Annotated in this window: 14 protein-coding genes and 1 pseudogene; 6 read left to right on the top strand and 9 right to left on the bottom strand. The window is 51.9% G+C overall.

The window, feature by feature from the left end:
• Window positions 1-32 precede the first annotated feature (32 nt).
• From RAC89_RS13840 to coxB, 7 genes and pseudogenes are all read right to left on the bottom strand, one after another.
• Window positions 33-167, bottom strand: coding sequence for a cytochrome c oxidase assembly protein (locus tag RAC89_RS13840; RefSeq protein ID WP_306614151.1), 135 nt, complete (start codon window positions 165-167; stop codon window positions 33-35).
• Complete coding sequence (locus RAC89_RS13835) at window positions 164-877, bottom strand: cytochrome c oxidase assembly protein (RefSeq protein WP_306614150.1); 714 nt, start codon at window positions 875-877, stop codon at window positions 164-166. Before RAC89_RS13835 ends, RAC89_RS13840 begins: the two co-directional genes overlap by 4 nt.
• 141 nt (window positions 878-1,018) lie before the next feature.
• The gene (locus RAC89_RS13830; RefSeq protein ID WP_306614148.1) at window positions 1,019-1,333 is read right to left on the bottom strand and encodes a cytochrome C oxidase subunit IV family protein; all 315 of its coding nucleotides are present in this window, start codon (window positions 1,331-1,333) and stop codon (window positions 1,019-1,021) included.
• A gap of 1 nt (window position 1,334) precedes the next feature.
• Window positions 1,335-1,955 (bottom strand): cytochrome (ubi)quinol oxidase subunit III, encoded by a 621-nt coding sequence (locus RAC89_RS13825; protein ID WP_306614147.1) that lies wholly within the window; start codon window positions 1,953-1,955, stop codon window positions 1,335-1,337.
• Entirely contained in the window at window positions 1,956-2,474 is a 519-nt protein-coding gene (locus tag RAC89_RS31670) for a hypothetical protein (protein WP_373429925.1), read from the bottom strand. It lies immediately after the preceding gene.
• Window positions 2,422-3,769, bottom strand: a pseudogene (locus RAC89_RS13820) (cbb3-type cytochrome c oxidase subunit I). Before RAC89_RS13820 ends, RAC89_RS31670 begins: the two are co-directional and overlap by 53 nt.
• Before the next feature lie 69 nt (window positions 3,770-3,838).
• Window positions 3,839-4,852 carry a cytochrome c oxidase subunit II gene (gene coxB / locus RAC89_RS13815; RefSeq protein ID WP_306614146.1) on the bottom strand — a complete coding sequence of 338 codons (1,014 nt, stop codon included), beginning with the start codon at window positions 4,850-4,852 and terminating at the stop codon, window positions 3,839-3,841.
• Between the two features lie 342 nt (window positions 4,853-5,194).
• On the opposite strand from coxB, the gene RAC89_RS13810 reads away from it, so the two are divergent.
• The 5 genes from RAC89_RS13810 (at window position 5,195) to RAC89_RS13790 (ending at window position 9,711) form a co-directional block, all read left to right on the top strand.
• A complete protein-coding gene (locus tag RAC89_RS13810) occupies window positions 5,195-5,914 on the top strand; it encodes a YhcN/YlaJ family sporulation lipoprotein (RefSeq protein ID WP_306614145.1) in 720 nt (239 codons plus the stop codon).
• A gap of 165 nt (window positions 5,915-6,079) precedes the next feature.
• The gene (locus tag RAC89_RS13805; protein ID WP_306614143.1) at window positions 6,080-6,574 is read left to right on the top strand and encodes a DEAD/DEAH box helicase; all 495 of its coding nucleotides are present in this window, start codon (window positions 6,080-6,082) and stop codon (window positions 6,572-6,574) included.
• Window positions 6,562-7,725 (top strand): DEAD/DEAH box helicase, encoded by a 1,164-nt coding sequence (locus RAC89_RS13800; RefSeq protein WP_306614141.1) that lies wholly within the window; start codon window positions 6,562-6,564, stop codon window positions 7,723-7,725. Before RAC89_RS13805 ends, RAC89_RS13800 begins: the two co-directional genes overlap by 13 nt.
• Before the next feature lie 145 nt (window positions 7,726-7,870).
• Entirely contained in the window at window positions 7,871-8,461 is a 591-nt protein-coding gene (locus RAC89_RS13795) for a guanylate kinase (RefSeq protein WP_306614140.1), read from the top strand.
• A gap of 95 nt (window positions 8,462-8,556) precedes the next feature.
• On the top strand, window positions 8,557-9,711 hold the full coding sequence (locus tag RAC89_RS13790) for a virulence factor (RefSeq protein WP_306614139.1): 1,155 nt from the start codon (window positions 8,557-8,559) through the stop codon (window positions 9,709-9,711).
• A 63-nt stretch (window positions 9,712-9,774) separates the two neighbouring features.
• Here the strand turns inward: RAC89_RS13790 and ytvI are convergent, their stop codons facing one another.
• A complete protein-coding gene (gene ytvI, locus RAC89_RS13785) occupies window positions 9,775-10,818 on the bottom strand; it encodes a sporulation integral membrane protein YtvI (protein WP_306614137.1) in 1,044 nt (347 codons plus the stop codon).
• A gap of 55 nt (window positions 10,819-10,873) precedes the next feature.
• Entirely contained in the window at window positions 10,874-12,199 is a 1,326-nt protein-coding gene (locus RAC89_RS13780; protein WP_306614136.1) for a hemolysin family protein, read from the bottom strand.
• A gap of 254 nt (window positions 12,200-12,453) precedes the next feature.
• Here RAC89_RS13780 and RAC89_RS13775 point away from each other — a divergent pair, with 254 nt between their 5' ends.
• Window positions 12,454-13,227 (top strand): DUF1836 domain-containing protein, encoded by a 774-nt coding sequence (locus tag RAC89_RS13775; protein WP_306614135.1) that lies wholly within the window; start codon window positions 12,454-12,456, stop codon window positions 13,225-13,227.
• Window positions 13,228-13,230 lie beyond the last annotated feature (3 nt).

Here is a 13,230-nt window from a genome sequence, read left to right as displayed (position 1 = left end):
CAAATTATTAAGTTTATGCCCGGTTCCAATTCTCAGGAGCGTCCAGCAAAGAGTTCATCCTTCCGTTCGCGGCGATACCAGCGGTAGAAAATATACCCGAGAGCCCAGCCGTAAACGATTTCCTGCACGATTTTCATAATTACGCCGCCAAACGACTGATCGTTCACCGTAGAGAGCAGAAGCTGATCCGGAATCGCACATACATCGCATACAACGGATCCTTAGCGAAAATAATCAAGGCACAAGCCGGTGTAAGCGACAGTCCGTTGATGAAAATATAAGCAAGCTTCTTCATGTCGCTCAATCGATCGTATTGTGGCGCTGGAGTATATACCGGGAACCACATCATGAAGGCGGCAAGAAGGAATACCACTTTATATAACATATGAACCGTTCCGTTCACCATCAGATAGTCCATCACAATCGGGACATGATATACGGAAAATACAAAGTTAAAAACAAACAGGGCCAGGATCGGGTTCGTAATGAAGCGAAACACCTTCTCGACAACAGCATTGCGCAGTCCTGCCTGCGCAGCCATCCTGGAGTCGCCAGAAGGATAAGCGGCGGCATAACCAAATACAGCATCGATTGCTGAAGCATGTGAATGCTGAAATAATAGTGATGGCCGTAGTACGCTAGCGGGCTTCCGTCTGCGATACCAGAAGGCCAAGCCAATCCAGAAATACAGGCGATGCTTCTGCGCCACGGGCTCCGAACCTTCAATACGATGCCTCCAAGAGCCTGTAAACAGCGTGTACAAAATACCGAGAACAACCAACACCAGCAAAAAACCGGGACTCCACAGCTGAGCGAACGAAGGCGCCGCGCCTTGCACATGCTCTTCATGAGCGATGTGGATCGGATGGGTAAGCATGATGAGTGGCCGCTCCTTTCTATACCTTTTTTTTCATCCAAGGGAGCATCTTCTCCGCTTGTGTCTAACTTGTGAATTCTGTTACATACTTATCCAAAAGAGAGGCGCCTTCTCTAATCAAAGCCGCCTCTCCCACATATCCTACCAGAATGTCCAGTAAACACCGGTCGCCAGAGCCGTCATTGCAATAAACGTTCCGAACAGAAGACCTACGATCGGCCACAAATGCCCTTTTTCCTTCATATGCATCCAGTAGGCCAGCTGGAAAATAACTTGCACTACTGCCAGACCTACCAAGAAGAGGATGATGAAGGAACGATCCAAGCCGCCGTAAAGAACGACTGCGAAGGCCAACATCGTAAGCACGATCGAGATAATGTACGACAAATAGTGATTCTTAGGGCCTTCTAACCGGTGACGCTCATTCCCAGCGGAAGATGAATGTTGTCCTGCCATCTTACGGCCCCACCTTTCCGAGCAAGTAAACGACGGTGAAGATGAATACCCACACGACGTCGATAAAGTGCCAGTAAAGCGCCGCAACATAATACTTCGGAGCCGTAACGACCGTCAGCCCCTTCTTAAAGCCCTGAATGATCAGAAGACCGATCCAAAGCACACCGAAAGCAACGTGGCCTCCATGGAAGCCGACCAATGCATAGAAGGAAGTCGAGAAGGCACTGGTCGTAAAGCCGTGACCTTCATGTACATAGTGATAGAACTCATAAATCTCAAGACCCAAGAACGCAAGTCCGAGAGCAATCGTTACCGCCATCCAGCCTTGAAGCGCCTTGAAATTATTGCGGTGCATCGCCATGATGGCGAATACACTCGTCAAGGAGCTCGTAAGCAGGATAAACGTTGACAAAGCAACAATGTCCAACTGGAACAAATGCTGAGCCGTCGGACCGTCCGGCACTTGGTTACGAAGTGCCACGAACGATGCAAACAGCGTACCGAACAATACGCATTCTCCGCCGAGGAACAGCCAGAAGCCGAGAACTTTATTCTTACCTTCCAGGGTTGCCGTTTCCGGATGAGGTGGCAGGGCACCGCCTACTTCGTGATGTCTTTGCACTCATGCCTTAACCCCCTTATCATCGTTTAACTCTTCCGGTTCGATATGCCAGCCGTGATCGTCGTAAACGGAACGAAGGAACATACAGATCAAGGTGATGCCGATACCGATAATACTTACAGCATAGTGGTGATACATGAAGCCATAACCCGAAATGAACAAGCCAACCGACATAAAGAACGGCAGGATCGAAGGCGATGGCATGTGGATCGAGCCGATTGGCTCTGCCGGAGTCATTTCTTTGTTGCCGGCCATCTTTTCTTTCCAGAAAGCATCCAAGCCGCGAACCAGCGGAGTTTGCTTGAAGTTATATTCAGGAGCAGGAGAAGAAATCGTCCACTCCAATGTACGTGCATCCCATGGATCGTTCGGTGCATTCATCGGCTTGCGGGACGTAGCGATGATGTTGATGATAAATGCAATCGTACCGATACCCATCAAAATCGCACCAATGGTACTAATAAAGTTACCTTGCTCCAAACCGACGCCCGGCTCGTAAGTGAATACGCGGCGAGGCATACCCATCAGTCCGAGGAAGTCTTTGCGGGAAGAAGGTCAAATGGAAGCCAATGAAAAAGGTCCAGAAATGAATTCTTCCGAGTGTTTCGCTCAGCAGACGGCCGAACATCTTAGGCCACCAGTAGTAAGCAACAAGGAACAAACCAAGCACCAAGCCGCCGACGATAACATAGTGGAAGTGAGCTACAACGAAATACGTATCGTGGTATTGGAAGTCAGTGCAGGAACGGCAAGCATAACCCCTGTTACCCCACCCATAACGAATGTCGGGATGAATGCTGTCGCAAAAATACTTGCTGTTGTAAACTTGATTTGGCCGCCCCACAGAGTAAACAGCCAGTTAAATACTTTCACCCCAGTAGGTACTGCGATCGCCATCGTCGCTACCCCGAATATGGCGTCCCCGATCGGACCGATACCCGTTGTAAACATATGGTGAGCCCAAACCATGAAGCCAAGGAAACCGATAAGCGCTGTAGCGAATACCATGGAGCTGTAACCGAACAGACGCTTGCGGGAGAACGTAGATACGATATCAGAGATCATACCGAATGCAGGGAGAATCAGAATGTAAACCTCCGGATGACCGAAGATCCAGAAGATATGCTCCCACAGTACAGGGTTACCGCCCTTCGATACATCGAAGAATGCCCCGTCAAAAATGCGGTCGAACATCAATTCAACCAAACCTACCGTAATGGCAGGGAACGCGAACAAGATCAGGATGGACGTAATAAAAGCAGTCCAGGTAAACAGCGGCATCCGCATGTAAGTCATACCAGGTGCGCGCATGTTGATAATCGTAACGATAAAGTTAATACCGCCGATTAAGGTACCTAGACCTGCGATCTGTAAGCCCAGCACGTAAAAGTCTACGCCCTTAAAGGCCCCTGTAGGATCGACAAGTCCGGAAAGCGGCGGGTAAGCCGTCCAGCCCGCATCCGGCGCACCGCCTAAAAACCAGGAGGTGTTGAGGAGCAAGCCCCGAAGAAGAACAACCAAAAACCAAGGGCGTTCACGAATGGATACGCTACGTCGCGCGCTCCGATTTGGAGCGGTACGATCGCATTCATGAAGCCGAAGATGGCGGGCATGGCCGCCAAGAAGATCATCGTTGTTCCGTGCATCGTCGTTAACTGATTAAAAGTGTCCCCGATAAAAATCTTCTGGTCCGGGTAGGCCAGCTGAATCCGGATCAGGATCGCTTCCAGTCCACCGATCAGGAAGAAGAATCCGCCTGCAAGCAGGTACAGGATCCCGATCTTCTTGTGATCGACGGTCGTCAGCCAATCCATGATGCCGGTATGACGTTTAACTGTGTGTGCGTGAGCCACGAATGTAACCTCCTTTTTCCATTGATGCCGTTATTGCGGCGCGTTCAGGTATTTAATCAAATCATTCACGTCTTGTTCACCAAGCGGTTTTGGTCCGTTAGGTCCGAACGCAGGCATCTTGTTGCCCGGCTTCTGCGCTTGCGGATCGAGAATCCACTTTCTCAAGCTCTCATCGTTATGCGGCAGAATTCCGGCAACCATCTCACGCTTCGCAAATCCGTTGAGGTTCGGTCCGGCGCCAAGTCCTTGTGCATTGACTGCGTGACAGGACAAGCAGTTATCTTTAAACACTTGCTCGCCGCGCTTCGCGTCTGCAGGGATAGTAGCCGGAGCTTTCATATCGGCAACCCACTTATCGAAGTTCGCAGGGTCCAAGCTGTTTACTTTAAATAACATTAATGCGTGGGAAGCTCCGCAAAGCTCCGCACAAATCCCTTTGAACGTATCCACTTCATCCGCTTGCAGATAGAAGATATTGTTCAATCCAGGGTTGGTATCCATTTTACCGCCGAGCGATGGAATCCAGAAGGAGTGCTTTACATCCGATGCTGTAATTTCAAAAGCGATTTTCTTCCCTGTAGGGATGACCAGGTCTTGTGCAGTCGCAATCCCCAGGCTCGGGTATTCAAACTGCCACCAGAAAGCATGGGCCGTTACCTTGACGTGCAACGCATCCTGGTTACCGCGGTGGTCCTCAAGCGCCTTGAACGTATACTGAACTGTCGGCACCGCCAGAATGAGCAAAGAAATGATCGGAATAACCGTCCAAATCAGTTCAAGCGTATGGCTTCCTTCCACTTGCTTAGGTACGATATCTTTTTCGCCCTTTTTCTGTCTGAAGCGAACGAGCACGTACAGGTAAATAACAAAAACGACCACTACGACCAGAATCATAATCCCAAAGCTGAGCTTCATCAGGAATAGCTGGTCTCTGGCCACGGGTCCTCTTGGTCTCAAGGCGGAAGTCGTCGGATCTCCACACCCTGCTAGCAGTAACACCATCCATAGAGGGATGAGCCGCCACAGATTTTGCCATCGAATCATCTTATCAATCCCACCTTAGAACGTAAATGTTTCGGAACAACGAGCACTTGCCGACTTACAAAATTGCCATAAAACCCTTGCAAAAAAAATCATTTCCTGTCAAGGAACCTAATCACCATTATAACTATAAATTCGTGCCTACTTTTTGTCAATCAATCTAGACGAGTTCACAAAACGTTCGGAAGTCCGCCATTTTTCCTTTGTTGACGTCATTTTTCCTCTTCATGGTTATTTCCAAAAAGAGGTGAAATTATGCATATTGCGAACCAATGTTTATGACGCATAAATCCTCCTATTTAATGAATCCTAAGAGTAGTTCATTCATTATGAGGAGGCCTGGTCATGAAATTATCCCGTTTGCTGAAGACCGTCTCTCTGGGCGTGCTGACCGTCGGCATTTCCGGTCGCTTCGCTTACTATGATTACAACAGCGCTAATAACTACGGCTCCAGACGCGATGCCCCGCCGGAAAATAACTCCCGTGCTTATCAGACTCAACAGCAGTATGCCACCGTTTCCCATAAAGTAACCAACCTGCGACTCAATCAAACATTATCTGACATGGTGCAGGGCATGAGCGGGGTAAACAGCGCCATCGTCATGATGGGCGATAATATTGCCTATGTGGCGATCACCATCGACAATACGGCCTTCGGTACCCGCGGCGGCCGTGCGGATGCTGTGCCCGGTTACGGTTCCGAGACAAACAACTACGGACTCGTTAGAGGCTTATACAACACCTACGACCAGGGGAACGATTATGCCGATCCTAATCAGCTGATTCCGGGAGTGCAAGGTGCCGATACGGTGATGCATCATGAGTACTTATCCCACATGTTTAAGCAGAAAATTGCCGAAAAGATTCGCATGGCCCAGCCATCGGTTCAGGATGTGTACATTTCGGCCAATCGTGATTACGTTAATGAGTTTAATGCCATTGCACAGGAAGCATGGCAAGGGCGACCGCTAGAGCCATATCGCGAAAGGTTTGTTTCATTAAACGAACGCATCTTCGGCACCGGCGTGACGATCCCTACGCAAACGGAGAATAATGGACGGTAACCGAATGAAAGCATCGATGTAAAACTACAATATATATAGGTAGAAATAGGCAACAATTAGCGCCGCATGGGGCCTAAGGCCTCATGCAGTTTCTTTTTTCCCGCGGTTCCTGTAGAATGCTTACATATAATAACCGGAATGTTTTTCCACCTAAGGAGAATGATTATGAAGAAGAATGGTTTTGCGGAGCTAGGCATAGATTCGGATTTGGCGGAGGCGCTGGCAAAGGAAGGATATACGGATCCCACGCCCATTCAAAAGCAAGCGATCCCTCTTGCTTTAACGGGGGATGATTTGATTGCACAGGCGCAGACCGGAACGGGGAAAACGCTGGCCTTCCTCTCGCCGATGCTGGAGTCGCTGGATGCAAATAAGTCCCACGTACAAGGATTGGTAATAACCCCAACCCGCGAGCTGGCCATTCAAATTACCGATGAGGTGAAGAAATGGGCGCCTTTGCGCGGTTTAAGAGTTTTGTCTGCCTACGGGGGACAGGATGTCGAAAGGCAGATCAGGAAGCTTGAAGGTGCGGTGCATATGATCATTGCAACGCCTGGGCGTCTGCTGGATCACCTGCGCAGGGAAACCGTCGATCTCGGAAGGCTGTCGGTGCTCGTATTGGATGAAGCGGATCAAATGTCTTGCATATGGGCTTTCTAACCGAGGTTCAAGAGATTATTATGCAAACGCCGACACGACGGCAGACTATGCTGTTCTCCGCGACGATGCCGGATAAAATCAAGCGACTGGCGCGGAACTATATGCGCACGCCTAAGGAAGTCGCCGTTCAGGCAAAGAAGATTACTCTGGAGGAAATCGATCAGGTTGTCGTTCGCACGACCGATCGAGGCAAGCTGGATGCGCTTTGTAAAACGATCGATGAGGATCCGCCTTATTTGGGAATGATCTTCTGCCGGACGAAGTCGCGGGCCACGAAGCTGAATGCGGAGTTGAACGAACGGGGCTACAGCTCGGATGAGTCGCACGGTGATTTGACCCAAGCCAAGCGGGAGCAAGTCATGAAACGGTTTCGCGATGCGAAAATTCAATTGCTGGTGGCGACGGATATTGCCGCAAGGGGACTGGATGTAGAAGGAATTACCCATGTGTATAACTACGACATCCCGCATGACGCGGAGAGCTATATTCACCGCATCGGACGGACGGGACGTGCGGGCGAGCGCGGTAAGGCGATTACCTTCGCCGCACCGCGGGATGCCGATCATCTCGAGAAGATCGAGAGAGGGATCAAGCAGACTCTCGCGAAACGGCAGGGCCGGGCGCCGGAGGGCGAGCAAGCTTCGCGCGGACGCGGCGGCGAGCAAGCTCGCGCAGGGCGCGGCGGCGAGCAAGCTCGCGCAGGGCGCGGCGGCGAGCAAGCCCGCGCGGGACGCGGCGGCGAGCAAGCCCGCGCGGGACGCGGCGGCGAGCAAGCTCGCGCAGGGCGCGGCGGCGAGCAAGCGCGCGTAGGGCGCGGCGGCGAGCAAGCGCGCGTGGGGCGCGGCGGCGAGCAAGCTCGCGCGGGACGCGGCGGCGAGCAAGCTCGCGCGGGACGCGGCGGCGAGCAAGCCACGCGCGGGCGCGGCGGCGAGCAAGCACGCGCAGGGCGCGGCGGCGAGCAAGCCACGCGCGGGCGCGGCGGCGAGCAAGCTCGCGGCGCGGGTACAGCGGCACGCGGGCGCGGGACGGACAAAGCGGCCACCTGGGCAACGGGCAATCCGGCGCGGGCGGGTGTTGCGGCACGAGGACGTGGAGCGGATACGAAGCGTGGTGGCGCGAATCGAAGCGGTGGCGGAAGGCGCGGAAGATAGGCGATCCCAGTTCGGGCGTAGAAAACACATGGGAGGGCACAAGCTCTCCCCCTCCGCCCTTTACCTCATCCTGGAAAGCATGTAAAATAAGGAAGTGAGCTGCCGTCACCGATCTGATCTTTCACTACCATGAAGGAGGGATTCTATGTACGAGTTAAAGGATACAGATACGATCTTTATCTTCACAGGCCCGAACGGAGCTGGGCGCAGGACCGTTGCACAAATGTCAGGCGATACGCTTGGAGTCAAACAGGTGCTTTCCTACACGACACGTACACCACGCTCTTCTGAAGTAGATGGACAGGATTATTTTTTTATTACCCGAGATCAGTTCGCCGAGGCGGAAGCGGCCAAGCAATTTATTGAGGTACTTGAAATCGACGGAAACCTCTACGGAATCAAGGAACAGGATGTCGCTTCGATGCTTCAGAAGCACGGTGCGATTTATCTCATCTTGAACCGGTACGGTGCCGACGTACTGAAGCAGGTCTACGGCGATCACGCGGTACGGATCTTCATCTATGCAGATCGGCAAACCGTGCTCCGGCGCGAGCAGGAACGCGGCGACTCGCCTGAGCTGATTGACCGGTACATGTCGCATTACGACGAAGAGATCGCTTACAAGGATGCTTGTGAACACGTTTTCGAGAATGTGGATTTAGCTCATACCGTTTTTGATTTAACGAAGACGCTCGACCAGAAGTATTTGCACCGCAACCTGCTGGATCTCGATTAGAAGCAGCCGGTTACATACAACCTAACAGAAGAGACCGTTAAGACCCTTCACGAGTCTGCGGTCTCTTTTGCCTATCCGAAAGGAGCAGCCATGCAATGACCATCATCTCTATTGAACCTACCCCTAGCCCGAATACGATGAAAATTACATTAACCGAACGTGTTCCGGAGCATGTCAGGGAAACCTATACCAGGCAGGAGGCCGGCCGCGCTCCCGAGCCGCTGAACCGTTTGCTGGCGATAGAGGGAGTCCGGAGCTTGTACCGAGCGGCGGATTTTATCGCCCTGGATCGAACGGCTCACGGTGATTGGCAGCGAATCCTGGCAGAGGTTCGCGAGGTATTAGGGGGATCCACGTCTCACCCTGCCGGCACGGCTCCCGATCAACCGCAGCAAGAAGCCTCCTTCGGCGAGGTCCATGTCAAGCTTCAGCATTTTCGGGGAATCCCCCTCCAGCTGCGGGCATCTAACGGTACCGAAGAGAAACGGGCGGCGCTTCCCGAAAGATTCAATGAATCGGCCATACGCGCTGCTGCCGCAGCCCCTAACTTAATTAAGGAACGAAGCCTGGAGGATTGGGGGGTCCGGTACGGCGATTTACAGGAAGTACTTGACGAGCTGGTGCAGGAACTCGATGCCTCATTTCCCCAAGAACGGTTGAATCAGCTGATTCAACAAGCTATGGATGCGCCGGTAGCGAGCATAGCCGAAGCACTTGAGGCAGTAGATCGGCAAACCGGTCTTTCGTACGAAGAGCTGGAACGCCAGCTAAAGGATCCCGACTGGAAAAAGCGGTACGCGGCGCTGGAGCAGATCAAGCCGGAGCCATATACCGTGCCCCTTCTTCTGCTCGCCCTGCGGGATGAGAAATCCACGGTACGGCGCCTGGCAACCGTTTATCTCGGCGATTTGAAGGATCCCTCCGTGCTTCCCTATCTCTACGAAGCGTTGAAGGACGCATCCGTTTCGGTGCGCCGAACAGCCGGCGATACGCTCTCCGACCTTGGGTTTCCCGAAGCACAGGATGCTATGGTCGAGGCGCTCGGCGACCCGAATAAATTGGTTCGCTGGAGAGCGGCGCGCTTTCTGTATGAAGCCGGTGACGCCGAGGCCCTCCCTGCCCTGCAGGCTGCGCAGGAGGATCCCGAATTCGAGGTTCGCATGCAAATTCGCATGGCCATCGAACGGATCGAGAGCGGTGAAGCTGCCGCGGGCTCCGTATGGCAGCAGATGGCCAATCGGGAAAAATAGAGCGTAAACCAATAAACACCGGATGGTCGCTTCCAAGAAGCCGCCATCCGGTGTTTACGATGCTTACAGTTCAATACGAAGCTTCAACAAGCCGGCCTTCTTGACCGCCTGATAGAAAATGACGACCAGCGGACCTAGGAACAACCCCGCCAGACCGGCCAATTGGAGCCCGATATATAAGCTGACAAGGGCCGCCAAGGCACTGATACCCACGGCATCCGCCACGATCTTCGGCTCGGCGATGCGGCGGAAGATCGTAATGACAACAAAGAGAATGATCAGCCCGATCCCAAGTCGCTGATCTCCAGCTACAAAGCTGTAGATGGCCCATGGAACGAGGACGGAGCCCGTACCCAGAATCGGCAGCAGATCTACAATGATGATCAGCAGCGCAATCGCCAGCGGATAACTGACACCGAGGAACAGCAATCCTACAAGGGAAACGATGTAAGTAAGAAAGCTTAGCAAAATTTGCGCTTTTAAGAACCCGACCACTGCGACTCTAAGGTGTTCCAGAACAGCCTCCATCTTATGCCGCGTATTCTCCGCGAAGATCGATAGGAAAGCCTGCCTAATATTCGGGAGACCGAAGCTGATCAAGTATAATGCAATCACAAATACGATCAGGAAGATGAGCATATTCGGCACCGTTTTCGCAATGCCCAGCATCATGCCGGACAAAGACGTAACAAGGAAGTTAATTCCCTGAGTAATATATTCGAGCCCCATCTCAACCCCGCTCTGGATATAACCCGCCCAATCCTCAGGGAAGGAGCGGTACAGGATCCCTTCACCCACTACAGCCTCTCTTACAAACCGGTCCGCTTCGCTAATGATTGCGGGGACCTTCCCCATATACTCTACAAATTCATTAAAAATCGTCAGCCCGATAAAAATAACGAGGGCCAATGCGCCGATCAAAAACAAAGAGCATACGGTCAAAGCACTCATAACGCGGTTCAGCTTCAGGCCCCTCTGCAGCCACCCGACAAAAGGCTCCAGCAAAATCGCAACGATGAGAGCCAGCAAAAACGGAAAGCCCACCGTAAACATCAGGTACAGCAGCAGAATGGCGGCAGCCATGAAGCCAATCGTTCTTAGCGGCACATGCTTTCCTTCCCTTCTATGTACGATAAGCCGGGAGTCCTGCTCCCGGCTGCAATTAAATCAGCAATTCATCCGCGGCATCCGGCAGTGCAGCAGGCACTTCGCGGCTTACCTCGACCCTTCGAATTCGATGCTCTTCTTTATCCACCACGACGAATCGCAGGCCATCATACTCGATAGGCATATTCAGCTGGATATCCGGGTTCTGCGTATAGAGCCAACCGCCTATGGTATCTACATCCTCGTGCTCCAGTGCCGTGCCGAATATAGCATTCAATTGCGTCAGCAGCACCTTGCCGTCCAGAATGTATTTGTCTTGATCGATTTGCTCGATCTCTTTGGCCTCGTCGGCGTCGAATTCGTCTCGAATCTCTCCGACGATCTCCTCTAATATATCCTCCATCGTAATCAGCCCGGAGGTACCGCCGTACTCATCGACCAGAATGGCAATGTGAACACGCTCCTTTTGCATCCGCTTCAGCAATTGATTCAGCGGCATGTACTCGGGAACGCTAAGCACCGGCTGCAGCAGCTCGGAAATATCGAACGATTCCGAAAGATTATCATATTTTAAGAAAAATTGCTTTGTATTAATAATCCCGATGATGTTGTCCTTGCTTTCCTGAGCAATCGGGAATCGTGTGTATTGCTCTCGGCGGATCACTTCCAAATTCTCTTCCAGCGAGTTATTCGTATACAAGCATACCATATCCGTACGCGGCACCATGATCTCCCGGGCCAGCATCTCGTCAAAGGCGAAGATTCGATTCACATAGCCGTATTCCGCCTTGTTGATTTTGCCGCTCTGGTAGCTCTCGGTGACGATAATTTGGATTTCTTCCTCCGAGTGGGCTTCCTCATGCTCCTTCGCCGGCTTTAAGCCGAACATCCGCACAAGTGCATTCGCCGAGCCGTTAAGCAGCCAAATGAAGGGATACATTATCTTGTAAAATAACATAATCGGCTTCGCCGCAAAAAGGCTCACGACCTCTGCTTTCTGGATAGCCCATGTTTTAGGGGCAAGCTCACCTAACACGACGTGCAAAAAGGTGACCGAAGCGAATGCGATAACGAAGGATAATAAACCGGCGACATCCTCTCGAACACCAAATGTTTCAAAAAACGGATGCAGCAGCTTCTCCACCGTCGGCTCCCCTAGCCAGCCTAAGCCTAGCGCCGTGATCGTAATACCAAGCTGGCACGCGGACAAATACCCGTCCAAATTGGCTTGAACCCTTCTCACTGCCACCGCATTGCTCTTTCCTTCCGCAATCAGCTGATCTACGCGACTGGAGCGCAAGCGAATGATAGCGAACTCCGTAGCAACAAAGAAAGCAGTCAGCAGAATCAACAGTGCGACGAGAAACAGATTTAAGGCCATATCAACCTTCCTCATAATTGGATTTTAAAACCATGAACAGATAAAGTTCTTATGAACTTATTATAGTAAAGATCAGGTAAATAGGAAATGCTCTAAAAAGGGCGCCTTTGACCATTTAAGGCGTCTACGGGTTTATTTTCCCGCAAAAGAAGTTCGGCATCTTCATTATCTACCTTTGACAAGCGCTTACGACTGGATTTATGATGAGTTCATATGAACCCGAAAATTTAAGCATGAACGGAGGTGGCAGGAGTTTGGAGACCTTCACGCTTACCCGCAAGGAAATGGCGCAAATGCTCCTGGCCATGAAAGGCGCCGCGGATCGAAGTCCGTTAATGATTTTGCAGGAGGCCTGGAAAAAGAATCACCTGACCCAAATGAAGCACGGCAGCTCGCTCACGGCCTTTCTCTCCACTCATCTTCCTCCGGTCATGGAGAAAATGATCAAGCACGAGAGCATGGAAGGCTTTTCTCTGCAAGAGATAGTATCCCTCGGAAACCAAATTGAATATACCAATATCTCCATCACCTCAATGCAAAACTGGGTGAAACGGGATTTCAAGGATTATTTGGGGTCGCCCAAGCTCGGCAAAAAATACTCGGTCGATCAAGCGGCGCTGCTCTTCATTATTGATGATATGAAGCATTGCCTCGATTTTGAAGCGATTCGTAAGCTGCTTCACGTCGTCCTTCGCAAGCCGGAGGAGGACAGCGATGATTTGCTTGGCCCAGCGGAGCTATATGCCGCGTATTCACGGCTGTTCGAGGAGCTGGATGCCAATAACGACCAAGTCATGGACGTTCAAGGACACGGCTTCGGCAAAAGAAATTACGATACGCTGACCGAAACGACGATCCGGCATAAGGCCGACCAGTACGCCTGCAGTCTGGAGGGGTTGAATGCGGAGCAGAAGGAAGCGGTGCGCAATGTGCTGTTCATCGCGATGGTATCCGTGCAAACGGCTTACTTCCACTCGCTGGCCCGCAGGTATATGAATGCAACGCTGTTTCTCCATGGGCTAAGCTAGGCG

The sequence above is a fragment of the Paenibacillus sp. GD4 genome (genome assembly GCF_030846225.1).
Lineage (GTDB): Bacteria > Bacillota > Bacilli > Paenibacillales > NBRC-103111 > Paenibacillus_G > Paenibacillus_G silviterrae.
This window is presented reverse-complemented; position numbering and strand designations above follow the sequence as displayed.